This window comes from Streptomyces sp. NPDC053431, assembly GCF_044544925.1.
Classification (GTDB): domain Bacteria; phylum Actinomycetota; class Actinomycetes; order Streptomycetales; family Streptomycetaceae; genus Streptomyces.
On record NZ_JBITXX010000001.1, the window covers coordinates 413199 to 437739 of the forward strand.

Consider the following 24541-nt stretch of genomic DNA (forward strand, 5'->3'; position numbering starts at 1 on the left):
CCGAGGGGGCAACGGCAGCATGAGCAACATCCCCGAGACCGGACGGACCCCCCGGGTCCAGATCCGGCTCGTCGTCATCCAGGTCCTCGTCTTCTCCCTGCTCTTCACCCTCGGCGGACGCCTCTGGTACCTCCAGATCCGCAACGGCAAGGAGTACACCGACGAGGCGAAGAGCAACCACGTCCAGCAGGTCGTCCAGCCCGCCGTGCGCGGCTCCATCCTCGACGCCCGCGGCGTCCCGCTCGCCGACAACGAGACCCGCCTCGTGGTCTCCGCCTCGCGCACCGAGCTGCTGAAGATGAAGGACGACGGCAAGGCCGTCCTCACCCGGCTCGCCGCCGTCCTCGGCATGAAGCCGCTGGACGTCATCAACAAGATCCGGCTCTGCGACTCCCAGACGCCCAAGCCCTGCTGGAACGGCTCGCCCTACCAGCCGATCCCCGTCACCGACGAGGCCACCACCCAGCAGGCCCTGCAGATCCGCGAGCGTGCCGAGGACTTCCCCGGCATCACCGCCGAACCCGCCGCCGTCCGCCGCTACCCGGCCCCCGGCAAGTCCCGCACCGCCCAGGTCCTCGGCTACCTCTCGCCCGTCACCGACGAGGAGATCGAGAAGGCCAAGGACAGCGACTCGCCGTACCTGCGCTCCGACATGGTCGGCCGCTCCGGCCTGGAGCGCACCTACGACAAGCAACTGCGCGGCAAGGCCGGCGTCACCCGCTACGAGGTCGACAACCTCGGCCGGGTCATCGGCCAGGCCAAGAGCGACCCGGCCGAGCCCGGCGCCAACGTCGTCACCTCCATCGACGCCCGCGTCCAGGCGGTCGCCGAATGGGAGCTGCACAACGCGATGGTCGAGGCCCGCAAGACCCACGACCGGAACACCAACGAGAACTACAAGGCCGACGCCGGCGCCGTCGTCGTCATGGAGGCCAGAACCGGCCGGATCGTCGCCATGGCCTCCCAGCCCGACTACGACCCCAACGCCTGGGTCGGCGGCATCTCCGCCAAGGACTACGCCGCCCTCACCGGCAAGGACTCCAACTTCCCGCTGCTGAACCGGGCCATCCAGGGCCAGGCCGCCCCCGGCTCCATCTTCAAGGTCGTCTCGACCGCCGCCGCCGTCAACGCGGGCTACGACTTCGACGGGCGCTACCCGTGCACCAGCTCGTACTCCATCGGCAGCCAGGTCTTCAAGAACTTCGAGTCGCAGAACCACGGCCCCATCAGCCTCGGCCGCGCCCTCGAGGTCTCCTGCGACACCGTCTTCTACGCCCTCGCCCACCAGCAGTGGATCAAGGACGGCGGGATGAAGCCGAAGAAGAACCCGGGCGACTGGTTCTACAAGACGGCCCATCAGTTCGGCCTCGGCGCCGAGACCGGCATCGACCTCCCCAACGAGGTCACCGGCCGCGTCCCCGACCGCCAGTGGAAGCAGAAGTTCTGGGAGGCCAACAAGGACTGGTGGTGCAAGTACGGCAAGAAGGGCGGCACGTACGTCCAGCAGCTGTCGTACGAGAACTGCCTCGAAGGCAACCTGATGCGCGCCGGTGACTCGGTCAACTACTCCATCGGACAGGGCGACACGCTCGTCACCCCCATCCAGATGGCCACCATCTACGCCGCCATCTCCAACGGCGGCACCCTCTGGAACCCGACCGTCGGCAAGGCCGTCATCAGCGCCGACGGCAAGCACGTCAGCGAGATCAAGCCCCGGTCGCACGGCAGGCTGCCGTTCAACCCGGAGACCCGCGACCTGATAGACGAAGCCCTCGCGGGAGTCGCCACCCGCGGTACGGCCGCCTGGCGCTTCGCCCAGGTCGGCTGGCCGCAGGACAAGATCCCGATGCACGCCAAGACGGGTACCGCGGAGGTCTACGGCAAGCAGACGACCTCCTGGTTCGCCACGTACACCAAGGACTACGCGATCGTCATGACGATCTCCCAGGGTGGTACGGGCTCCGGCGCCTCCGGCCCCGCCGTGCGCAACATCTACGACGCGCTCTACGGACTCGACGACGCCGGCAACCAGGACCTGAAGCGGGCCCTGCTGCCGCAGCCGCAGCAGACCCTGCCGAAGATCGAGGCCGACGGCTCCATCGACGCGCCCCGGATCAAGGCGTACGACCCCGAGGCGCAGAAGGTCGACCCGAACGACCCGCTGAAGGCCGACGCCGCGAAGCCGACGCCCGACCCCACCCAGCCACCGGCGAGGAAGCCGGACGACGACCCACTCGCGGGCCCGCCCGCCCACCGCGGGAGGCTCTGAACCGATGACCGCTCCCCACGGCTTCTCCGTCTCCCGCTACGCACCCGAGCGCGGCGCCTTCGCCAGGCTCACCGCCCGCGACTCGGTGCTGCGCCGGCTCGACTGGCCGATCCTGCTGTCCGCGCTCGCCCTGTCCTTCCTCGGTTCGCTCCTCGTGTGGTCCGCCACCCGCGGCCGTACCGAGCTCAACCAGGGCGACCCGTACTACTTCCTGTTCCGGCACGTCCTCAACACCGGCATCGGGCTCGCCCTGATGATCGGCACCATCTGGCTCGGCCACCGCACCCTGCGCGGGGCCGTGCCCTTCCTCTACGGCCTCTCGATCCTGCTGATCCTCGCCGTGCTCACCCCGCTCGGCGCCACCATCAACGGCGCGCACGCGTGGATCGTCATCGGCGGCGGCTTCTCGCTCCAGCCCAGCGAGTTCGTGAAGATCACGATCATCCTGATCATGGCGATGCTGCTGGCCGCGAAGGTCGACGCGGGCGACCAGCTCCACCCCGACCACCGCACCGTCGCCAAGGCCCTCGGCCTGGCCGCCCTCCCCATGGGCATCGTCATGCTGATGCCGGACCTCGGCTCGGTCATGGTCATGGCCGTCATCGTGCTCGGCGTACTGCTCGCCTCCGGCGCCTCCAACCGCTGGGTCCTCGGCCTCATCGGCGCGGGCGTCCTCGGCGCGGTCCTCGTGACCGCGCTCGGCATGCTCGACGAGTACCAGATCAACCGCTTCGCCGCGTTCGCCAACCCCGACCTCGACCCGGCCGGCGTCGGCTACAACACCAACCAGGCCCGGATCGCCATCGGCTCCGGCGGACTGCTCGGCGCCGGCCTCTTCAAGGGCTCCCAGACCACCGGCCAGTTCGTGCCCGAGCAGCAGACCGACTTCGTCTTCACGGTGGCGGGGGAGGAGCTCGGCTTCGTCGGCGCGGGCCTCATCCTGGTCCTGCTCGGCGTCATCCTCTGGCGCGCCTGCCGCATAGCGCGGGAGACCACCGAGCTCTACGGCACGGTCGTCGCGGCCGGCATCATCGCCTGGTTCGCCTTCCAGTCCTTCGAGAACATCGGCATGACGCTCGGCATCATGCCGGTCGCCGGCCTGCCGCTGCCCTTCGTCTCGTACGGCGGCTCGTCGATGTTCGCGGTGTGGGTGGCGATCGGACTGCTCCAGTCGATCCGCGTCCAGCGGCCCATAACGGCCTGAGTGTCCCGACGCACTGCCACTCGTGCCCGTTCACGTCTAGATTCGTTCCATGGCGGAGACGAAACGCGAGATCGAGCGTAAGTACGAGGCCACGGAGAAGACGACGGTCCCCGACCTCGTCGGCACCGGGGGAGTGGCCGCCGTCCGGGACGAGGGCGTCATGGACCTGGACGCCGTCTACTACGACACGGAGGACCTGCGGCTCGCCGCCGACGCCCTCACGCTGCGCCGCCGCACGGGCGGCGCGGACGAGGGCTGGCACCTCAAGTTCCCCGTCTCCTCCGGCATCCGCGACGAGATCAGAGCACCGCTCTCGGAGACCCTCCCGGCCTCCCTGGACCGGCTCCTGCGCTCCCGCCTCCGGGGCGCCGCGGTCGTCCCCGTCGTCCGCCTCCGCTCCCGCCGCGACGTCCGCCACCTGCTCGACCTCGACGGCCGCCCGCTCGCCGAACTGTCCGTCGACACCGTCCACGCCGACCGCCTCACCGGAACGGGCCAGGCCGCCTGGACCGAGATCGAGGTCGAACTCGCGGACGGCGCCGACGAGACCCTCCTCGACGCCGTCGAGGAACGCCTGAGGAAGGCGGACATCCGCCCGTCGGCGGCGGCGTCGAAGCTCGCCAGGGCCCTGGAGGAGACGGGCGCGTCCCTGCCCGCGCGAGAGGACGGCGGCGGCGCCCCCGGCACCGCCGGACACGCCGTCCTCGCCTACGTACGGGAGCAGGTCGACGCCATCGTCGCGTTCGACCCGGCCGTACGGCGCGACCTGCCCGATGCCGTGCACCAGATGCGGGTCGCCTGCCGCAGGCTGCGCAGCAGCTTCAAGTCGTACCGCAAGGTGCTCGACCGCGGTGTCACCGACCGTGTCGGCGAGGAGCTGAAGTGGCTCGCCGGCGAGCTCGGCGCCGCCCGCGACGAGGAGGTGCTGACCGCCCGCCTGAACGCCCGGCTCGACGAGCTGCCGAACACCCTCCGCCTCGGCCCCGTCCGTGCCCGGCTGCGCGCCCGCGGCGCTCGCCGCGCCGAGGACGCCCGGACGAGGGCGCTCGCCGCGCTGGACTCCCCGCGCCACCTCGCGCTCCTGGAGACCCTCGACGCGCTGCTCGCCGACCCGCCCCTGCGCAAGGCGGCCGCCCACGACGCCCCCGAGGTCCTCGCCCACGCCGTCCGCAAGGACTTCGACCGGCTCGCCGGCCGCGTCGAGCGGGCCCTCGCCCTCGATCCCGGCCACGAGCGCGACCTCGCCCTGCACGCCGCCCGCAAGGCCGCCAAGCGCACCCGCTACGCCGCCGACGCCGCCCGCCCCACCCTCGGTAAACCCGCGAAGCGGCTCGCCAAGCGTGTGAAGGCCGTCCAGTCGCTCCTCGGCGAGCACCAGGACAGCGTCGTCGCCCGCACCGCGCTGCGCGAGATCGCCGTCCAGGCCCACGCGGCCGGCGAGACCGCCTTCACCTGGGGACTTCTGTACGGACGCGAGGAGGCCGCCGCCCTGGCCGGCGAGCGCGAGCTCCCCGCGCTCTGGAAGCGGGCCGCGGCCCCGGAACTCCGGGCGGCGCTGAGCCACTGAGCACCGGGGTACGCTTGAGAGTCGCCCCCCTGCCAGCTCACGAAGGTTCGAGATGTCTGCTGCCGAGTCTGTCTTCCCGCAGCTCGAAGCTCTGCTCCCGCACGTGCAGAAGCCGATTCAGTACGTCGGTGGAGAGCTGAACTCCACGGTCAAGCCGTGGGAGTCCGCCGACGTCCGCTGGGCTCTGATGTACCCGGACGCGTACGAGGTCGGCCTGCCCAACCAGGGCGTCATGATCCTCTACGAGGTACTGAACGAGCGCGAGGGCGTCCTCGCCGAGCGCACCTACAGCGTGTGGCCGGACCTCGAAGAGCTGATGCGCGAGCACAACGTGCCGCAGTTCACCGTGGACAGCCACCGCCCCGTCGGCGCGTTCGACGTCTTCGGCCTGAGCTTCTCCACCGAGCTCGGCTACACCAACATGCTCACGGCCCTCGACCTCGCCGGCATCCCGCTGGAGTCCAAGGACCGGACGGTCGACCACCCGATCGTGCTCGCCGGCGGCCACGCCGCCTTCAACCCCGAGCCGATCGCGGACTTCATCGACGCGGCGATCATCGGCGACGGCGAGCAGGCCGTGCTCGACATGACCGAGATCATCCGGCAGTGGAAGGCGGAGGGCAGGCCGGGCGGCCGCGAGGAGGTCCTCTTCCGCCTCGCCAGGACCGGCTCGGTCTACATCCCGGCGTTCTACGACGTCGAGTACCTCCCGGACGGCCGCATCGGCCGTGTCGTCCCCAACAAGTCCGGTGTGCCCTGGCGCGTCTCCAAGCACACCGTCATGGACCTCGACGAGTGGCCCTACCCCAAGCAGCCGCTCGTGCCGCTCGCGGAGACCGTCCACGAGCGCATGTCCGTCGAGATCTTCCGCGGCTGCACCCGCGGCTGCCGCTTCTGCCAGGCCGGCATGATCACGCGCCCCGTGCGGGAGCGAAGCATCACCGGCATCGGCGAGATGGTGGACCGCGGTCTGAAGGCCACCGGCTTCGAGGAGGTCGGCCTCCTCTCCCTCTCCTCCGCGGACCACTCCGAGATCGGCGACATCGCCAAGGGCCTGGCCGACCGGTACGAGGAGGACAAGATCGGTCTGTCCCTCCCGTCCACCCGCGTCGACGCGTTCAACGTCGACCTGGCCAACGAGCTGACCCGCAACGGGCGCCGCTCCGGCCTCACCTTCGCCCCCGAGGGCGGCTCCGAGCGGATGCGCAAGGTCATCAACAAGATGGTCTCGGAGGAGGACCTGATCCGGACCGTCTCCACCGCGTACGGCAACGGCTGGCGCCAGGTGAAGCTGTACTTCATGTGCGGTCTGCCGACGGAGACCGACGAGGACGTCCTGCAGATCGCCGACATGGCGATGAACGTGATCGCCGAGGGCCGCAAGGTCTCCGGCCAGAACGACATCCGCTGCACCGTCTCCATCGGCGGCTTCGTCCCGAAGCCCCACACCCCCTTCCAGTGGGCCCCGCAGCTCTCCGCCGAGGAGACCGACGAGCGCCTGGCGAAGCTCCGGGACAAGATCCGCGGCGACAAGAAGTACGGACGCTCCATCGGCTTCCGCTACCACGACGGCAAGCCCGGCATCGTCGAGGGCCTGCTCTCCCGCGGTGACCGCCGCGTCGGCGCGGTCATCCGCGCGGTCTACGAGGACGGCGGCCGCTTCGACGGCTGGCGCGAGCACTTCTCGTACGACCGCTGGATGGCGTGCGCGGAGAAGACCCTCCCCGAGTTCGGCGTGGACGTGGCCTGGTACACGACCCGCGAGCGCACCTACGAGGAGGTCCTGCCCTGGGACCACCTGGACTCCGGCCTCGACAAGGACTGGCTCTGGGAGGACTGGCAGGACGCCCTCGACGAGACCGAGGTCGAGGACTGCCGCTGGACGCCGTGCTTCGACTGCGGTGTCTGCCCGCAGATGGACACGCACATCCAGATCGGCCCGACGGGCAAGAAGCTGCTGCCGCTCACGGTCGTGAAGTAGCCGCGTAACGCTTCGGGGACGGCCCGGCGGAGGATGAACCCTCCGCCGGGCCGTCCGCGTCCCCCTGGACATGAGCACGGAAAACCCTGCCCCGGTCCCGCCGCCGTCCGCGCCCCACCCGCTCATCCGCATCCCGGTGCGCATCGTCGTGCTGCTCCTGATCCTCCCGGTCCGCATGACCTGGGACGCCCTCAAGGCCGCCGGCCGCCTTCTCGACCGTGCGGTGCTCCGCCCCACGGGCCGCGCCCTCGGATGGCTCCTCCACCAGACGCTGCGCCGGCCCGCCCGCTGGCTGTGGCACCGCGTCCTGACCCCGACGGGCCGGGCGATCGCGTGGGCCGGGACGGCGGTCCGGCGCGGGGTCACGTGGGTGCTCGGCGGGCTGTGGCGGGGCCTGGCGTGGACGGCCGGCGGCGTCGGGCGGGGGCTCGCATGGGTGTTCGGCGGGCTGTGGCGCGGCCTGAGTCTGGTCTTCGGCGGGCTGTGGCGCGGCCTGAGCTGGGTGTTCGGCGGGGCGTGGCGCGGCCTGAGCCTGGTCCTCGGCGGGCTGTGGCGGGGCCTGGCGTGGACGGCCGGCGGCGTCGGGCGCGGGATCGTGGTGCTCGCCGGGTGGGTCGGGAAGGGTGTGGCCTGGCCCCTGGTCGCGCTCTGGCGGTACGTGGTCGTGCCCGTCGCCCGCCACGGGATCGCCGCCCCGGCCCGTTGGCTCTGGCTCCGGGTGCTGGCACCGCTCGGCGCCGGGCTCTGGCGGTACGGAGCGGTCGTGCCGGCCCGGTGGCTGTACCGCTGGGTGCTCGCCCCACTGGGCCGGGGCGCCGCGTGGCTGCTCACTCGTTCGGGGCGCGCCCTGGCGTGGGCGTTCACCGGGCTCGGCCGGGGGATCGCGGCCGGTGCGAAGGGCCTCGGCACGGTGCTGTTCGGGTGGCCCTGGCGGTACGTGCTCGTGCCGCTCGTCACGTACGGGATCGCCCGGCCCGCGGTCTGGCTCTGGCAGCGGGTCCTCGCGCCCCTGGGACGTGAGATTCGCGACGCGCTCGGGCTCTGCTGGCGGGCCGCCGGCTTCGTCTCCGTGGCCGTCGGCCGCGGCCTCGCCTGGCTGGCCCGGAACCTCGTGGCGCGCCCGGTGGTCTGGGCGGCGCGGCATCTCGTCGCCCGCCCCGTCGCCTGGCTGGCGCGCAACCTGGTCGCCCGCCCCCTCGCCTGGGTCTACCGCGAGGTGTGCACCCCGGCCGGGCACTGGGTGCGGGACGCCCTCTGGGCCCCGGCCCGGCAGGCCGCGGCCGAGGCCCGCAGGACGGCGCGGGCCGCGCTCACCGCCGCCCGCGACACCGTCCGGCAGGCCCGCCGGGACGCGTGGCGGGCCCTGCTCGGCGGGCGGCCCGGGGAACCGGAGGTGGCCCGGGCGCGTACTCTGGGTAGTACAACGAACGTCCCCGGCGCGGCGCCCGCACCCGAGATCTCCCCGCAGCAGCGGGGGTGAGCCGGGCGGGACCCCCGGGACACCCACCGCATTTCGAGGGCGGCGCGCCCCCCGCGCCCGCTCCGCACCGAGGAGAAGAACCACTGGGCAAGCGACAGCCCGAAGGCCCGCCGCCCGCACCGGCGGTGCAGCGCATCCGACTGCGCTACACCAAGCGCGGCCGCCTCCGGTTCACCAGCCACCGTGACTTCCAGCGCGCTTTCGAGCGTGCGCTGCGCCGTGCCGAGGTGCCCATGGCGTACTCGGCCGGGTTCACCCCGCACCCCAAGGTGTCGTACGCCAACGCCGCCCCGACGGGTACGGGCTCCGAGGCCGAATACCTGGAGATCGCCCTCACCGAGACCCGCGATCCCGAGACCCTGCGGGGCCTGCTCGACGCATCCATGCCGAGCGGCCTCGACATCGTCGACGCCGTCGAGGCCCGGACCTCCGGACTCGCCGACCGGCTCACCGCCTCCGTGTGGGAGCTGCGGCTCGACGGTGTGGACGTCGAGGAGGCGCAGAAGGCCGTCGACGCGTTTCTCGCGGCCGAGACCGTGGAAGTACAGCGCAAGACCAAGAACGGTCTGCGCACCTTCGACACCCGCGGTGCCGTCGTGGAGCTGACCGCGGCCCCCGCCCAGGGCGATCCCCAGGGTGATAGGCCGCTCGACAGCGCCTGTGCGATACTGCGGCTGGTTGTTCGGCACGTGACACCTGCCGTGCGACCCGACGACGTCCTGTCCGGTCTCCGAGCTGTGGCCGACCTGGCGCCGCCGGTCCCCGCTGCGGTGACCAGGCTGGCGCAGGGGCTCTTCGACGAGGAGTCCGGCACGGTGACCGACCCGCTCGCGCCCGACCGCGAGGCAGTCACGGCCGCTTCACCCACGGCCGCCGCGACCGCCTCAGCGACGGCGCCGGGTGCGGGTACCGCGTAGGGAGCGGTCGTTGTAGCGCCGCCCTGGTACTCGGGAGCCACCTGGGTCGGGCAGCGCACCCACCAGGAGACTTTCGCCAGGCCGTACGCAGAAGGCGTACGGAACCGGCGAGCCAGACATAGAGCTCCCGTGTGGCGCCCGCGCCCCGGACGGCGGCACCGCGCTTCCCGCGCGTCCGTGCCGCCGGACCGGAACCGGACGCGGCGCCCGGGAGCGTGACGGGAGAACCGCCCGCATGCTCGAACAGAACGAAGAGACCGAGAACAACGCCCCCGGTGACAAGCTGCCGCCGCGCCGTCGTCGCCGCGCCGCCTCCCGGCCCGCCGGTCCGCCGGTGACCGCCGAGGCCGCCGCCGACACCGCCGAGGTCGTGGAGACCGTCGCGGCCCCGGCCGCCGAGACCGCGCCCGCCGAGGAGGCGGCCCCCGCGCGTCCGCGTCGCCGGGCCACCCGCAAGGCCACCGCGCCCGTGGCCACCCCCGCCGAGACCCCGGCCCCCGAGGCCGCGGAGACCCCCGAGGCCGCTCCGGCCGCCGAGGCCGCGCCCGCCGCCGAGGAGGCCGCCCCGGCCCGCCGTACCCGCCGCCGCGCGACCCGCGCCGCCGCGACCCCCGAGGCCGAGGCCCCGGCCGCCGAGGCCGTCCCGGCCGCGGAGCCCGCTCCGGTGGCCGAGGCCGCCGAGGAGCCGGCGCCCGCCCCCCGCACCCGCCGCCGCGCCACCCGCGCCGTGACCTCCCCGGAGCCCGTCGAGGCCCCGGCCGCCGAGGCCCCCGCGGCCGCTCCGGCCGCCGAGGAGGCCGCCCCGGCCCCGCGCACCCGCCGCCGCGCCACCCGTAAGGTCAGCGCGCCCGAGGTGACCGCGGACGCCGCCGCCGAGATCGCCGCCGACACCTCCGGCGAGTCGCTGCCCGAGGACACCGTCGAGGAGATCGCCTCGCACGCCGCCGACGTGGCCGCCGCCGAGCAGGCCGCCACCCGCGGCCGCGGCCGCCGTCGCGCCACCTCGCCGCAGTTCACCGCCGAGCGGGCCGCCGAGGCCGAGGAGACCCCGCGCGCCCGCCGTGCCGCGCGCCCGGCCGTCGCCGTCTTCCAGGCCCCGGTCTTCACCGAGCCCATGTTCCAGACCCCGGAGACCGCCGCGGCCATCGCCGCCGCCGAGGCCGCCGACGAGGAGCTGGAGGAGGAGACCACCGAGGCCGCAGAGCCCGTCGAGGCCGTCGAGCGCCCCGAGACCGGCGCGCGCCGTCGCCGTCGCCGCCGTGGCGAGCCCGTCGCCGTCGAGCCCGTCCCGGCCACCGTCGCCGACGAGCCCGAGGTCGAGTCCACCCCGGAGGCCGAGGCCGAGGTCGAGGGCGAGGCCGAGGACACCGAGGAGTACGAGGAGCGCCCGTCCCGGCGCCGTCGCCGTGGCGGCCGTCGCCGTCGCCGCGGCGAGCTGTCGGAGGCCGAGGGCGAGGAGGCCGAGGAGGCCGAGGAGTTCCACGCCGAGGAGGGCGAGGAGGCCGAGGAGCCGGAGGACTCCGACGAGGCCGAGGCCTTCGGCGGGTCCAGCAGCTCCCGCCGTCGCCGCCGTCGGCGTCGCCGCAGCGGTGAGGCCGCCGACACCGAGGGCGCCGACGAGGACGGCGTCCGCACGGTCGTCAAGGTGCGCGAGCCCCGCCCGGCCCGCGAGAAGGCCGAGCCGAGCGACGAGGTGCAGTCCATCAAGGGCTCCACCCGTCTGGAGGCGAAGAAGCAGCGCCGCCGCGAAGGCCGCGAGCAGGGCCGCCGCCGCGTCCCGATCATCACCGAGGCCGAGTTCCTCGCCCGCCGCGAGGCCGTCGAGCGCGTCATGGTCGTCCGCCAGAACGGCGAGCGCACCCAGATCGGCGTCCTGGAAGACAACGTGCTCGTCGAGCACTACGTCAACAAGGAGCAGGCCACCTCCTACGTCGGCAACGTCTACCTGGGCAAGGTCCAGAACGTGCTGCCGTCCATGGAGGCCGCCTTCGTCGACATCGGCAAGGGCCGCAACGCCGTCCTGTACGCCGGCGAGGTCAACTTCGAGGCGCTCGGCATGGCCAACGGGCCGCGCCGCATCGAGTCCGCCCTCAAGTCCGGCCAGTCGGTCCTCGTGCAGGTCACCAAGGACCCGATCGGCCACAAGGGCGCCCGCCTGACCAGCCAGGTCTCGCTGCCCGGCCGCTACCTGGTCTACGTGCCCGAGGGCTCGATGACCGGCATCAGCCGCAAGCTCCCGGACACCGAGCGCGCGCGCCTGAAGACCATCCTCAAGAAGATCGTCCCCGAGGACGCGGGCGTCATCGTGCGCACCGCGGCCGAGGGCGCGAGCGAGGACGAGCTGCGCCGTGACGTCGAGCGCCTGCAGGCGCAGTGGGAGGAGATCCAGAAGAAGGCGAAGAACGGCAACGCTCCGACCCTGCTCTACGGCGAGCCGGACATGACCGTCCGCGTCGTCCGCGACATCTTCAACGAGGACTTCTCCAAGGTCATCGTCAGCGGCGACGACGCGTGGGAGACCATCCACGGCTACGTCTCGCACGTCGCGCCCGACCTGGCCGACCGTCTGTCGAAGTGGACCAGCGAGGTCGACGTCTTCGCCACGTACCGCATCGACGAGCAGCTGATGAAGGCGCTGGACCGCAAGGTCTGGCTGCCCTCCGGCGGTTCGCTGGTGATCGACAAGACCGAGGCGATGGTCGTCGTCGACGTCAACACCGGCAAGTTCACCGGCCAGGGCGGCAACCTGGAGGAGACCGTCACCAGGAACAACCTGGAGGCGGCCGAGGAGATCGTCCGGCAGCTGCGCCTGCGCGACCTGGGCGGCATCGTCGTCATCGACTTCATCGACATGGTCCTGGAGTCCAACCGCGACCTGGTGCTGCGCCGCCTCCTGGAGTGCCTGGGCCGTGACCGGACCAAGCACCAGGTGGCCGAGGTCACCTCGCTCGGCCTGGTCCAGATGACCCGCAAGCGGGTCGGTCAGGGCCTCCTGGAGTCCTTCTCGGAGACCTGCGTCCACTGCAACGGGCGCGGTGTCATCGTCCACATGGAGCAGCCGGCCACCCACGGTGGCGGTGGCGGCGGCAAGCGCTCGAAGAAGCGCGGCCGTGGCGGTGCCGAGCACGTCCACGAGCACGAGCACGAGGCCGTCGAGATCCCGGCGGAGGCGGAGGCCCCGGCCGAGACCGAGGCCGAGACCGCCGCCGAGGTCGCGGCCGAGCTCGCCGCCCCGGTGGCCCTGCCCGAGCCGATCGGCGCGGACGAGGAGCTGTACAGCAGCGTCGCCGAGGCCGAGGCCGCCGCCTCGCGCGGTGGCCGTGGCCGCCGCCGGGCCACCCGCCGGGTGTCGGCGCCCGCCGCCTCGCCGGTCGTGACCGAGACGGAGACCTTCGAGGTCGTCGTCCCGGAGCCGAAGGCGAAGGCCGAGCCGGTCGCCGAGCCCGTGACCGAGCCGGTCGCGGAGGCGGCCCCGGCGCAGGTGGCCGAGGAGGCCGCCCCCGCGCCGCGGACCCGCCGCCGGGCCACCCGTAAGGCCACGGCCCCGGTGACCGCCACCGCGGAGCCGGCCGCCGAGGTCGCCGAGACGGTGGTCGAGACGGTCGCCGTCGAGGAGCCGCCGGCCGTGGTCGAGGCCCCGGTCGCCGAGGCCCCCGCCGTGGAGGAGGCCCCCGTGGCCGCTCCGCCGAAGGCGCGCCGCCGGGTGGTCCGCAAGGCCACCGCCCCGGCCGGTTCGCCGACCGGCGCCGAGGAGGCCGCCGTGGTCGTGGTGGCGTCCGCCGCCCCGGCCGAGCCGGTGGAGTCCGCGGAGCCGGCGGAGACCGCGGAGGAGGCCGCCGAGGCCCCCGCCCCGGCCAAGAAGGCGGCGGCCCGCAAGACCGCCAAGAAGGCCACGGCGAAGAAGGCCGCCACCAAGAAGACGGTGGCCGCCAAGAAGACCGCGGCGAAGAAGGCCACGACGGCGAAGAAGGCCGCCAAGAAGACCGCCGCTCCCGCGCAGGACTGACCCCAGTCCCCTGACGCGACCCGTGTGGACCGTCCTCCCGCCGAGGGCGGTCCACACGGCATTGACCCCGGATCGGAACCAGGAACCAGCCCGATGAACAACACCCCCGCTCCCCGCGTGCGCAAGGCCGTCATTCCCGCCGCCGGTCTCGGCACGCGCTTCCTGCCCGCCACGAAGGCGACGCCGAAGGAGATGCTGCCGGTCGTCGACAAGCCGGCCATCCAGTACGTCGTGGAAGAGGCGGTCTCGGCCGGGCTCGAGGACGTCCTGATGATCACGGGCCGGAACAAGCGTCCGCTCGAGGACCACTTCGACCGGAACTACGAGCTGGAGGAGGCGCTCACCCGCAAGGGCGACGAGGAGCGCCTCGCCCGGGTGCAGGAGTCCAGCGAGCTGGCGACCATGCACTACGTCCGCCAGGGCGACCCCCGCGGTCTCGGCCACGCCGTGCTGTGCGCCCAGCCGCACGTCGGCGACGAGCCCTTCGCGGTGCTGCTCGGCGACGACCTGATCGACCCGCGCGACCCGCTGCTCGCCCGCATGCTGGAGGTCCTCGGCGAGCACGGCGGCAGCGTCGTCGCGCTGATGGAGGTCGACCCGGCGCAGATCCACCTGTACGGCTGCGCGGCCGTCGAGCCGGCCGGCGACGCGGACGTCGTACGGATCACCGGCCTGGTCGAGAAGCCGGACCCGGCCGAGGCGCCCAGCAACTACGCCATCATCGGCCGCTACGTCCTCGACCCGGCCGTCTTCGGCGTCCTGAACGAGACCGAGCCGGGCCGCGGCGGCGAGATCCAGCTCACCGACGCCCTCCAGAAGATGGCGGCCGACTCCCGCCTTGGCGGCCCCGTGCACGGCGTCGTCTTCAAGGGCCGCCGCTACGACACCGGCGACCGCGGCGACTACCTGCGGGCCATCGTGCGGCTCGCCTGCGAGCGGGAGGACCTCGGGCCGGACTTCCGCGCCTGGCTCAAGGGCTTCGTCGCCGAGACGGCCGAGATTTGACCCCCTACGGGCGGCGCCCGTAACCTAGACCGTCGGCGTGTCGACTGACATGCCGCACCTCTGAGCACCTCCCTCCCGGTCCGCCGGGAGAGGCCGCTCGTCCGATCCGGATCGCCGCAGGCCCCTCGGGTCCGCGCGTGGGCGGCTGGCGTCAGAGGTCCCTTTACCGAGTGAGAGAGAGATCCGCGTGTACGCCATCGTGCGCAGCGGTGGTCGCCAGCACAAGGTTGCTGTCGGCGACATCGTTGAGGTTGACAAGATTTCCACCGCCAAGGCTGGCGACACGGTCGAGCTCTCGACCCTGCTCGTTGTCGACGGCGACGCCGTGACCAGCGACCCGTGGGTCCTGGCGGGCATCAAGGTCCTGGCCGAGGTCGTGGACCACACCAAGGGCGCCAAGATCGACATCCTGCGCTACAAGAACAAGACCGGCTACCGCCGTCGCCAGGGTCACCGTCAGCAGTACACGGCGATCAAGGTCACGTCCATCCCGACGGCCGCGAAGTAAAGAGGGACTGAGCAATGGCACACAAGAAGGGCGCATCGTCCACCCGGAACGGTCGCGACTCCAACGCCCAGCGGCTCGGCGTGAAGCGCTTCGGCGGTCAGGTCGTCAACGCGGGTGAGATCCTGGTCCGCCAGCGCGGCACCCACTTCCACCCGGGCTCGGGTGTCGGTCGCGGTGGCGACGACACGCTGTTCGCCCTGCAGGCCGGTTCGGTGCAGTTCGGCACCTTCCGTGGCCGCAAGGTCGTGAACATCGTTCCGGTCGCCTGATCGGAACAGCTTGGCGGAGGCGGACCTCACTTCCCGATCGGGGAAGCGGGTCCGCCTTTCGCGTGTTACTAGATAGACATTCCGTACGAAGCTGACTGCTGGAGGCACAACCATGACCACCTTCGTGGACCGCGTCGAGCTGCACGTCGCCGCGGGTAACGGAGGCCACGGCTGCGCCTCCGTTCACCGGGAGAAGTTCAAGCCGCTCGGCGGCCCCGACGGCGGCAACGGCGGCCGGGGCGGTGACGTGATCCTGGTCGTCGACCAGTCGGTCACCACACTTCTCGAGTACCACCACTCGCCGCACCGCAAGGCCACCAACGGCAAGCCCGGCGAGGGCGGGAACCGGGCCGGCAAGGACGGTCAGGACCTGGTCCTGACCGTGCCCGACGGCACCGTGATCCTGGACAAGAAGGGCAACGTCCTCGCGGACCTCGTCGGCCACGGCACGACGTATGTCGCCGCGCAGGGCGGCCGCGGCGGCCTCGGCAACGCGGCGCTGGCCTCCGCCCGCCGCAAGGCCCCCGGCTTCGCGCTGCTCGGCGAGCCCGGCGACCTGCAGGACATCGTCCTGGAGCTGAAGACCGTCGCCGACGTGGCGCTCGTCGGCTACCCGAGCGCCGGCAAGTCCTCGCTGATCTCCGTCCTCTCGGCGGCCAAGCCGAAGATCGCGGACTACCCCTTCACCACGCTCGTCCCCAACCTCGGCGTGGTCACCGCCGGCTCGACCGTCTACACCATCGCCGACGTCCCCGGCCTCATCCCCGGCGCCAGCCAGGGCCGCGGCCTGGGCCTGGAGTTCCTGCGCCACGTCGAGCGCTGCTCGGTCCTCGTCCACGTCCTCGACACCGCGACGCTGGAGTCCGACCGTGACCCGGTCACCGACCTCGACGTCATCGAGGAGGAGCTGAAGCAGTACGGCGGCCTCGACGACCGTCCGCGCATCGTCGTCCTCAACAAGATCGACATCCCGGACGGCCAGGACCTCGCGGACATGATCCGCCCGGACCTGGAGGAGCGCGGCTACCGCGTCTTCGAGGTCTCCGCGGTCGCCCGCACCGGCCTGAAGGAGCTGTCCTTCGCCCTCGCCGACATCGTCGCGAAGGCCCGCGCCGCCAAGCCGAAGGAGGAGGCGACCCGCATCGTCATCCGCCCGAAGGCGGTCGACGACGCCGGCTTCACCGTCACATACGACGAGCACGAGGACGTCTACCGCGTGCGCGGCGAGAAGCCCGAACGCTGGGTCCGCCAGACCGACTTCAACAACGACGAGGCCGTGGGCTACCTCGCCGACCGCCTCAACCGCCTCGGTGTCGAGGACGAACTGATGAAGGCCGGCGCCCGCGCCGGCGACGGCGTGGCCATCGGCTCGGACGAGAACTCCGTGGTCTTCGACTGGGAGCCCTCGATGATGGCGGGCGCCGAGATGCTCGGCCGCCGAGGCGAGGACCACCGTCTGGAGGCGCCCCGCCCGGCCACCCAGCGCCGTCGTGACCGCCAGGCGCAGCGGGACGACGCCCAGCGCGAGTTCGACGAGTTCGAGGCCTTCTAGGCCGCGGGCTCACGCACGGGCCCCCGCCGGACACCTGTCCGGCGGGGGCCTTTTCGTGCGCTCTTCGGGCGGGGACGTACGCGTAAGGGGCCCGTCTCCTCGGGGAGGAGGCGGGCCCCTTCGTGTGGTGCGTCAGCGGGTCAGGCGACCGGTTCCGGTTCGGGCTCCGGGTCCGGGTCCGACGTGGGCTTCGTGGACTGCTTCGGTTCCGGCTTCGGCTCGGTCGGCTGGGGGCGCTTCGTGAAACGGGGGTTCGCGCCGATCAGCGGGAGGCACATGATGCCGATGAACATCGGGGCGAACATGTAGCGCGCCAGCGGGGCCGGGTTCGCGGCGACGACCGTCAGCTGGAGGGCCAGCGGGACCGCCAGCAGGGCCACCGGCGTCCAGGTGCGGTGCTTGCGGGAGAACGCCAGGACGATCGCGTACGCCGCGTAGCACCAGATCGCGCCACGGAACAGCAGCCACTGCAGTTGCGGGGTCTTGCTCGCCTGCCACACGAAGTACGCCGCGTGGTTCAGCTTGTAGGACAGCGGACGGATCTTCATGACCGGGCGGTACGGGCTGTCCCGGACCTCCTCGTTCCACTCCGCCCAGCCGAACAGGTTGTGCGGCACGGCCGGCGGACTGATCAGCGTGTGGCCCATCTTGTCCACCGGGCCCGGGAACGGCGACCACGCGATGTGCGAGCGGCACAGCCGGGCCGAGATCATCTTGTCCGGCGTACGGTCCAGCACCCGGAACCACAGGTCGAGCAGCTGGTCGTTGTACTTCGCCGCCGCCTTGCGGTTCATCGGCTTCTGCATCGCCCAGTCGGCGTTGTAGCAGTTGGACGCCCGGCCCTTCCAGTGCTCCAGCGGCGCGACCTTGGCCATCAGCTTCTTGTCGGCCTTGGTGAAGGTGTACGGGGCCTGCCCGTAGACGACCGCGATGTCCGCGTAGTTCATCGCGTACACCTGGTCCTTGGTCGGCGTCTGCACGCCGAGGCCCGGGTAGATCACCGCGTTCAGGACCGCCGAGATCAGCACCGGCACGACCGTCGCGAACATCAGCCAGCGACGCATCTTCGGCAGCGTCAGCAGCAGCACCGGCACCGCGATGACCGCGACCAGCAGGCCGTTGTTGCGGAAGATTCCCATGCACAGGAAGCCGAGGAACAGCATCGCGATCTCGTTGCGGAAGGCCTTGTCCCGCACCTGGGACTCGCCCCGCAGCCGGCGCGCGGCCAGCCGGCCCGCCGCGCCGAAGGCGATGACCGCGCCGATCGCGAACGGCACGTCCTTCCACACGAAGATCACGAAGGTGCCGATCGACGGCAGCAGCGCGCAGGCCACCGCCGCGGCGAACAGCCACTTGCCCTTGACCCCGAACATCCGCAGCGTCACCGCCACGTACGCCAGCGCCGCCGCCATCGCCACGGACTGCAGGAAGGTCAGGACCGCCAGGTCCCCGGTGATCTGCAGGGACAGCCAGACCAGGGCGTCGTACGCCACCGAGTGGTTGGACATCCAGTGGCCCGTGGTGACGTGCCACACGTACGAGATCGAGTCGTAGCTCATCCCGCCCGGGTAGAACGCCGCCCACCAGACCAGGTAGATCAGCTGTGTCGCGGCGTACACGGCCAGCGGCAGGCGCCGCCGGACGGGGATCCGCTCCACTATCCGGTTCATCCGGTTCACGAAGGGGTTGGAAGACGTGGTCAACGCTGCTCCGCGGGCTGCTCGGTGGCGGTGGAAGGGAGTTCGGGGTGGGCGAGCTCCAGCATCCGGCGGATCACCCGCTCGGAGGCGTGGCCGTCGTCGAGGTCGCAGAACACCTCACGGAACTCGCGGTACGCGTCGGTGTATCCGGCGCTGATCCGGTCGATGTCGCTCAGTGCCTCGATGAGTTCGTCCGACGTCTGCAGCAGCGGACCCGGGGCCCGCTTCTCGAAGTCGAAGTAGAAGCCGCGGAGCTGGTCGCGGTAGTACTCGAGGTCGTACGTGAAGAAGAGCATCGGGCGGCCGGTGTTCGCGAAGTCGAACATCAGCGACGAGTAGTCGGTGACCAGCACGTCGGTGATGAGGAACAGCTCCGCGATGTCCGGGTAGCTCGACACGTCGAAGACGAAGCCGTCACCGGCGCCGGGCACGGCGTCCACGATGTTGGAGTGCTTGCGGACGAGCAGGACGTGGTCCTCGCCGAGCCGCTCCGCCGCCTTCTCGATGTCGAGACGGAGATCGAACTTGTAGTTGCCCGCCTGGTAGAACTGGTCGTCCCGCCAGGTCGGCGCGTACAGCACGACCTTCTTGCCCTCGGGCAGCCCGAGCCGGTCCCGCACCGTGCGCGCCAGGTCCTCCGTCTTGGCGGACAGCAGCACGTCGTTGCGCGGGTAGCCGGACTCCAGGATCTCCCCGTCGTACTGGAACGCGCGCTTCATGATCGGCGTCGAGAAGCGGTTCGGGGAGACCAGGAAGCTCCAGCTGGGGGTCTCCTCGGCCACCTTCTGCAGGTACTTGCGGTCCGCGAACTGCACGCTGTCGATGTCGTGGCCGATCCGCTTGAGCGGGGTGCCGTGCCAGGTCTGCACGATGACCTGGCCCTCACGGCGCCGGATCCAGAACGGCAGGTGCGTGTTGCTCACGATGAAACGGCTGTTGCCGAGCGCCTCGTACCACTCGCGGCTCCAGCGGCGGATGACCCGGACGCCCTCGGGGATCTCGGCCCGGCGGTCCTCCACGACCCAGACGTGCTCCAGGTCGGAGCCCTGCCGCAGCAGCTCCTCGTAGACGGCGCGCGGCGAGTCCGAGTACTGGCGGCCGGAGAACGACGCGTACAGGACGGTGTTCTTCAGCGGCGCGGTACGGGCCTGCTGGTACACGGTGGTGCGCATCTCGCGCTGGCGGAACCAGCCGACGTCGTCGACGTCCAGGTCGGGCGCGGCGTCGACGAGCAGCCGGTCGTAGAAGCGGTGGGTCAGCGCGTAGTCGCGGCCGCGCACCGTGAAGTCGACCGGCAGGGCGCGCAGGGCCGAGGGGACGGCCCGGACGGGCACCTCGACCCGGCTGTCGACGCTCCGCACGAACAGGTACCAGCGGCCCTGGCGCAGCGGCACCTTGGTGAGGCCGCCGGGCACCGGCAGGAAGTCGGCGTGGAAGACGCCGTCCTCGACGGTGACCGGGTGGGTGTGCTCCTCGGCGTGCCGGCTGTGCCGCAGCACGAGCTCCAGCGCCTCGGCCGCCTGGCCGGAGCTCACCGGAACGGCGCCGGTGAGGACGATCCGGCCCTCGGCGCTCACCGTGGCCTCCGCGACCATGGGCTGCACCGGCTGGGTGCGCAGCACCAGACGGCCCACGCCGTCGTTGGTGACGGCGATCGTGCGAGTGCCCCACGCGGCGGTGTCCCCGCCGGCCAGCGGGTACTGGCGGCCCAGGTCGCCCTCGCGGTCGTCCACGGCCACGTGGTGCTTCTTCTTGCCGAGCATCAGCTCGGCCGCCCACTTGTCGGTGACCTCCAGGTCCTCCGAGTCGCGGCCCTCGACGTCCAGGTCGGCGAGCGGCACGCGGACGGTGAAGTCCGCGCCCTTCCGGGTGACGGGGAGCTCCAGCTTGGCGCCGGAGGTGCCGTGGGTGAGCCGGATCAAGGGCTTGGCGTCGGCCGCCGCGGCCTCGTGGCCGAGGACACCGGACAGCTCGAGCGCCCCCTCGACCAGCCGGTGGCCGGTCAGCTTGGCGCGGACCTTGTCGACGCGCACGTACAGGTGGGCGTCGGCGACGAACGGGACGACCCGCACGTCCTTCTCGACCCAGTGCTGGGCCGGGCTCTCGGCGCTGCCGCTCTCGCCGGCCTTCAGCCGGGTGCGGCGCACCACGCCCTCCTGCACGGTGGCGACGGTGAGCCGCCACACGGCGTCCCGCCAGCCGCCCCGGCCCTTCAGCTTGGCCGGGTTGAGGTCGAGCGAGAAACCGGACCAGTCGTAGTTGTGCAGGGACTGGCCGGAGGTCTGGGTGGCCTTGGGCGCCCGGGTCCGGCTGGGCCGGACGAGGACGGTGCGCCGGCTGCCGTTCTCGCGCAGCATCAGCACGCGCAGCGAGGGCTTCGGCTTGGGGGCGGCCAGGTTACGGATGTAGGCGTGGCCGTCGAGGTGCAGCCGGCCGTTGCGCCAGACGACCTCCTCGACCCGGGCGCGGGCGGAGAACTCCGAGCCGACCCGCAGCACGTCGCGGGGGACGCCCTTGCCCTTGTCGAGCACCGGGTAGTAGGCGAAGTGCCGCAGGCCCTGGCGGGTGACGGGGATCGCCCGGCCGGTCTCGCGCTCGAAGGCGATCAGCTCCAGGAGCTCGTCGAAGCGGCCCTGGGTGATCAGGTGGCACTTGAGCCGCAGCGACACGTCGACCCGGGCGAGGACCTTGGGGTCGACCCGGCCGAGGAAGTCGCCGGCGCCCTTCATGAACAGGTCGCGGAACTCCTCACCGGCCTCGTCGAGCACGCCCATGAAGAGCGGCAGCTCGTCGCTGATGAAGATCTGGTCGTACCAGCGCTTGTGCTCCGCGTAGGCCTCGCCCGGCTGGGAGGCGAGGAAACGGCTCACGGAGTCGCACGACCTTATGCGGTCGCGGACGTTGACCGGCTCGGTGCGGCGCTGGGTGATCGAGGGGGCGCCGCCGGTCCGCTGCCGCCACAGGTAGACGGGCTCGCCGAGCACGTCCACGCTCTTCGCCTGGAAGTGGGCCGGAAGGGTGACCGGGGCGTCCTCGTAGAGGATGCCGGGGAACTCGAAGGCGTGCTTGTCCCAGAAGGAGCGCCGGAAGACCTTGTTCCACGCGGTGCGGTCGTAGACGAGCTGCTTGTCGCGGGTGATGTGGGTCTTGTCGCGGTCCTTGCCGAGGCGCTTCTGGTGCAGCGGCGAGGGCAGCACCTCGCCCGCCTTGAGCAGGTTCACGTTGCCGCTGGCGAAGTCGGAGCCGGTCGCGTCGAGCTTGGCGATGAACCGCTCGTACGTGTCGGGCAGCACGATGTCGTCGCTGTCGACGAACGCGAGGTACTCGGTGCCGTCGCCGATGTGCGCGACACCGGTGTTACGGGCGGGCCCCAGCCCCTGGTTCTCCTGCGCGACCACGCGGAACCGCTTGTCCTTCTCGGCCCACGCGTGCGCGATCGCGAGACTGCCGTCCGTGGAGCCGTCGTCGACGACGACCGCCTCCCAGTCGGTGAACGTCTGGTCGGCGATGGACTGCAGGCACTCGTCGAGAAAGAGCTCCACGTTGTAAACGGGGACGACTACTGACAGGCGGGGAGGCATTGGGTACTGCGCCTTTCCTCAAGGTGTTCGTGCGTGACGGCGACGTACGGCTCGCCGGACACGGTAGCTCTAGCCGCGGGTGCGAGGGGTCGGGCGCTCCGGAGGGAGCGCCACCGGCGGTACATTCTCCTCGTTCAGGAAGACCTTGCGTACCACGCGCTCGGCGGCGAAACCGTCGTCGAACTCACAGAAACGCCGTCGGAACTCGGTCCGCAGCTTCGCGGAGTCGCCGTCGGACCAGCGTCCGGAGCGGAAGACGTCCAGCAGCTCCGGCTCGGTTGCCACCACGTGGCCCGGGGACTCGACGTGGATGTCGAAGTAGGTGCCGCGGGTCGCGCGGTAGACGTCCCAGTCGTTCGCGAAGATCACGACCGGGCGGTCGAGCAGCGCGTAGTCGAACATCAGCGACGAGTAGTCGGTGAGCAGACAGTCGGCCGCCAGGAACAGCTCCTCGACCGAGGGGTGCCGACTGACGTCCACGATGCCGGAGCCCGCCTTCGGGCCGGTCCCGCCCGGGGTCTCCAGGTGGAAGTAGTGGGCCCGGGACAGGACCGTGAAGCCCTCGCCGAGCTCGGCCGCCAGGTGCTCCAGGTCGAGCAGCGGCTGCGGCACGCTCTGGTAGTCGCGGTGGGTCGGCGCGTACAGGACGACCGTGCTGTCGGCGGCCAGGCCCAGCTTCTCGCGGGCCGCGCGCCGGTCCTCCTCGGTGGCCTTCACCAGCACGTCGTTGCGCGGGTAGCCGTAGTCGAGCGAGCGGTACTCGGCCGGGTAGGCGCGGTCCCAGACGGCGGTGGTGAAGCTGTTGGAGGAGACGCTGTAGTCCCAGCGGTCCACCCGCTCCATCAGCGACTTCATGTCGAGCTCGCCCTGGGCGACGGGGAACTCGGTCAGGTCCACGCCCATCCGCTTCAGCGGGGTGCCGTGGTGCGTCTGCACATGGATCTGGCCGGGGCGCTTGACCACCCGGGTGGGGAAGTTCACGTTGTTGACGAAGTACTTCCCGCGGGCCATCGCGCGCCAGAAGCCGAAGGAGCCGGGGTGCACGACGTTCGTGCCGGGCGGCGGGGTGTTGCGCGAGCCGGGCTTCAGGACCCAGGTGGTCTTCACCTTCGGGGCCAGTTCGAGCAGCTTCTGGTGGATCGCGGCCGGGTTGCAGGCGTAGTCGGTGTTCCAGTACGCGGCGAAGACCGCCGTGTCGTTCTGCACCGGCAGCATCCGCTGCGCCCGGTAGTAGCCGGCCAGGACCGCGGTGCGCAGCGGCTTGCGCAGCTTGCGCGGGGCCGCCTTGGCGCGCCGGGCCGCGCGGTAGGCGCGCCGGGCGGCGCCGCGCAGCGGGGCGGGCAGCTTGGCGACGGCGGCCTTGCGGGAGGAGGCGCCGGCCCGCGGGCCGGTGTGCCCGGCGGGCCGCAGGGCCGCCTCGTAGGCGAGGTACTTGGCGTGGAACTCGGCGCGGGCCTCGTCGGGGAGACGGCCGGGGGAGTTCTCGACCACCCGGAAGTGGGTGATCATGCGGTCGAAGAGCGGGCCGCGCCAGCGGTCGAACTCCGGGTGCGCGTCGAGGAACGCGAAGACCTTGTCGTACTGGTCGAAGACGTCGAAGTGCTTGCGGCTGGTGCTGTGCAGGATGCTGCCCTGACGGCGCTGGCGGTAGTGCACGCAGATCCGCGGCAGCACCGCGATCGACTCGGCGGCGACCAGCACCGGATAGGTCCAGGGGGTGTCCTCGTAGTAGCCCACCGGGTACTCGAAGTCCCAGCGGTCGAGGAAGTCACGGCGGTACGCCTTGTTCCAGGCGACCTGCAGCAGGTCGAGCAGGCCCGGGTTGTCGGCCAGGCCGACGGCGCCGCGCGGACTGTCGGCGAGCACCTTCGCCTTGGCGTTGGGGACGATCCGGCCGTCCCAGTGGGTGCGCGCGTAGTCGAAGACCAGCAGCTCCGGGTCGCCGGTCTCGGCGAGTCGCTGCGCGATCGCCGCCAGCGAGCCGGGCAGCATGGTGTCGTCGCTGTCGAGGAACAGCAGGTACGTGCCCCTGGCCCGGGCCATGCCGGCGTTCCGGGCGCGGCCCAGGCCCACGTTCTCGGCGAGCTGCACCGCCACGACCCGCGGGTCCGCCGCCGCGTACTCGTCCATGATCTCGCCGCACGCGTCCGGGGAGGCGTCGTTGACCGCGATGATCTCGAAGTCCTGGAACGACTGGCTCAGGACGGAGTCGAGGCAGTCGCGCAGGTACGCCTCGACGCGGAAGGCCGGAACGATGATGCTGAACCGCGGAGCGGCCACTTCGTCGGACGGCCGTTCTGCTGCTTGCGTGGGAGTCATGAGGGCGTGGCTTCCGGACGGGCGAGGGGCGGACGAGATGCGGCCGGGACGGGCGTCGCGTGGCCGCGTACGGACAGAGTTCCGCGGGGGGGGGGGGGGGGGGCCCCCCCCCCCCCGGGGGCGGGAAAAACGGGGTGGTGTTGGGGTGGCCCCAGAGAGAGGGCAAAGGGGCCGCAGGGGCGG

General features: G+C 71.9%; 14 protein-coding genes. 11 read left to right on the forward strand and 3 right to left on the reverse strand.

Annotated elements, in window-relative coordinates; all coding sequences use genetic code 11:
• The first annotated feature begins 19 nt into the window (after nucleotides 1-19).
• The 11 genes from mrdA to obgE all read left to right on the forward strand — a co-directional run bounded on the left by mrdA (nucleotide 20) and on the right by obgE (nucleotide 16758).
• Nucleotides 20-2269 (forward strand): penicillin-binding protein 2, encoded by a 2250-nt coding sequence (gene mrdA / locus ACIGXE_RS01735; RefSeq protein WP_399741437.1) that lies wholly within the window; start codon nucleotides 20-22, stop codon nucleotides 2267-2269.
• 4 nt (nucleotides 2270-2273) lie between these two features.
• On the forward strand, nucleotides 2274-3473 hold the full coding sequence (gene rodA / locus ACIGXE_RS01740; RefSeq protein WP_399741440.1) for a rod shape-determining protein RodA: 1200 nt from the start codon (nucleotides 2274-2276) through the stop codon (nucleotides 3471-3473).
• Between the two features lie 49 nt (nucleotides 3474-3522).
• Nucleotides 3523-5040, forward strand: a complete 1518-nt coding sequence (locus tag ACIGXE_RS01745; protein ID WP_399741443.1) for a CHAD domain-containing protein — start codon at nucleotides 3523-3525, stop codon at nucleotides 5038-5040.
• 52 nt (nucleotides 5041-5092) lie between these two features.
• On the forward strand, nucleotides 5093-7021 hold the full coding sequence (locus ACIGXE_RS01750) for a TIGR03960 family B12-binding radical SAM protein (protein ID WP_399741446.1): 1929 nt from the start codon (nucleotides 5093-5095) through the stop codon (nucleotides 7019-7021).
• A 70-nt stretch (nucleotides 7022-7091) separates the two neighbouring features.
• Entirely contained in the window at nucleotides 7092-8501 is a 1410-nt protein-coding gene (locus tag ACIGXE_RS01755) for a hypothetical protein (protein ID WP_399741449.1), read from the forward strand.
• Between the two features lie 125 nt (nucleotides 8502-8626).
• Nucleotides 8627-9418, forward strand: coding sequence for a TIGR03936 family radical SAM-associated protein (locus ACIGXE_RS01760; protein ID WP_399741452.1), 792 nt, complete (start codon nucleotides 8627-8629; stop codon nucleotides 9416-9418).
• 235 nt (nucleotides 9419-9653) lie between these two features.
• On the forward strand, nucleotides 9654-13424 hold the full coding sequence (locus ACIGXE_RS01765) for an Rne/Rng family ribonuclease (protein ID WP_399741455.1): 3771 nt from the start codon (nucleotides 9654-9656) through the stop codon (nucleotides 13422-13424).
• A gap of 93 nt (nucleotides 13425-13517) precedes the next feature.
• Nucleotides 13518-14429 (forward strand): UTP--glucose-1-phosphate uridylyltransferase GalU, encoded by a 912-nt coding sequence (galU, locus tag ACIGXE_RS01770; protein WP_399741458.1) that lies wholly within the window; start codon nucleotides 13518-13520, stop codon nucleotides 14427-14429.
• Between the two features lie 187 nt (nucleotides 14430-14616).
• Nucleotides 14617-14937, forward strand: a complete 321-nt coding sequence (gene rplU, locus ACIGXE_RS01775) for a 50S ribosomal protein L21 (RefSeq protein ID WP_365340082.1) — start codon at nucleotides 14617-14619, stop codon at nucleotides 14935-14937.
• Between the two features lie 14 nt (nucleotides 14938-14951).
• Nucleotides 14952-15206: a 50S ribosomal protein L27 gene (rpmA, locus tag ACIGXE_RS01780; RefSeq protein ID WP_030494090.1), complete on the forward strand. Its 255-nt coding sequence runs from the start codon at nucleotides 14952-14954 to the stop codon at nucleotides 15204-15206.
• Nucleotides 15207-15318: 112 nt separating this feature from the next.
• On the forward strand, nucleotides 15319-16758 hold the full coding sequence (obgE, locus tag ACIGXE_RS01785) for a GTPase ObgE (RefSeq protein WP_399741462.1): 1440 nt from the start codon (nucleotides 15319-15321) through the stop codon (nucleotides 16756-16758).
• 140 nt (nucleotides 16759-16898) lie between these two features.
• On the opposite strand, the gene ACIGXE_RS01790 is transcribed toward obgE, so the two are convergent.
• The 3 genes from ACIGXE_RS01790 to ACIGXE_RS01800 form a co-directional block, all read right to left on the reverse strand.
• Nucleotides 16899-18461 carry a DUF6020 family protein gene (locus ACIGXE_RS01790; RefSeq protein WP_399741465.1) on the reverse strand — a complete coding sequence of 521 codons (1563 nt, stop codon included), beginning with the start codon at nucleotides 18459-18461 and terminating at the stop codon, nucleotides 16899-16901.
• The gene (locus tag ACIGXE_RS01795; RefSeq protein ID WP_399741468.1) at nucleotides 18458-22000 is read right to left on the reverse strand and encodes a CDP-glycerol glycerophosphotransferase family protein; all 3543 of its coding nucleotides are present in this window, start codon (nucleotides 21998-22000) and stop codon (nucleotides 18458-18460) included. The genes ACIGXE_RS01790 and ACIGXE_RS01795 overlap by 4 nt, the downstream gene beginning before the upstream one ends.
• 108 nt (nucleotides 22001-22108) lie before the next feature.
• The gene (locus tag ACIGXE_RS01800; protein ID WP_399741471.1) at nucleotides 22109-24358 is read right to left on the reverse strand and encodes a CDP-glycerol glycerophosphotransferase family protein; all 2250 of its coding nucleotides are present in this window, start codon (nucleotides 24356-24358) and stop codon (nucleotides 22109-22111) included.
• Between the last annotated feature and the right edge of the window lie 183 nt (nucleotides 24359-24541).

What these genes read in the sequence shown, in the direction of transcription:
- mrdA (WP_399741437.1), top strand. Translation starts at nt 20, where the DNA reads ATGAGCAACATCCCCGAGACCGGACGGACCCCCCGGGTCCAGATCCGG.
- rodA (WP_399741440.1), top strand. Translation starts at nt 2,274, where the DNA reads ATGACCGCTCCCCACGGCTTCTCCGTCTCCCGCTACGCACCCGAGCGC.
- ACIGXE_RS01745 (WP_399741443.1), top strand. Translation starts at nt 3,523, where the DNA reads ATGGCGGAGACGAAACGCGAGATCGAGCGTAAGTACGAGGCCACGGAG.
- ACIGXE_RS01750 (WP_399741446.1), top strand. Translation starts at nt 5,093, where the DNA reads ATGTCTGCTGCCGAGTCTGTCTTCCCGCAGCTCGAAGCTCTGCTCCCG.
- ACIGXE_RS01755 (WP_399741449.1), top strand. Translation starts at nt 7,092, where the DNA reads ATGAGCACGGAAAACCCTGCCCCGGTCCCGCCGCCGTCCGCGCCCCAC.
- ACIGXE_RS01765 (WP_399741455.1), top strand. Translation starts at nt 9,654, where the DNA reads ATGCTCGAACAGAACGAAGAGACCGAGAACAACGCCCCCGGTGACAAG.
- galU (WP_399741458.1), top strand. Translation starts at nt 13,518, where the DNA reads ATGAACAACACCCCCGCTCCCCGCGTGCGCAAGGCCGTCATTCCCGCC.
- rpmA (WP_030494090.1), top strand. Translation starts at nt 14,952, where the DNA reads ATGGCACACAAGAAGGGCGCATCGTCCACCCGGAACGGTCGCGACTCC.
- obgE (WP_399741462.1), top strand. Translation starts at nt 15,319, where the DNA reads ATGACCACCTTCGTGGACCGCGTCGAGCTGCACGTCGCCGCGGGTAAC.
- ACIGXE_RS01800 (WP_399741471.1), bottom strand. Translation starts at nt 24,358, where the DNA reads ATGACTCCCACGCAAGCAGCAGAACGGCCGTCCGACGAAGTGGCCGCT.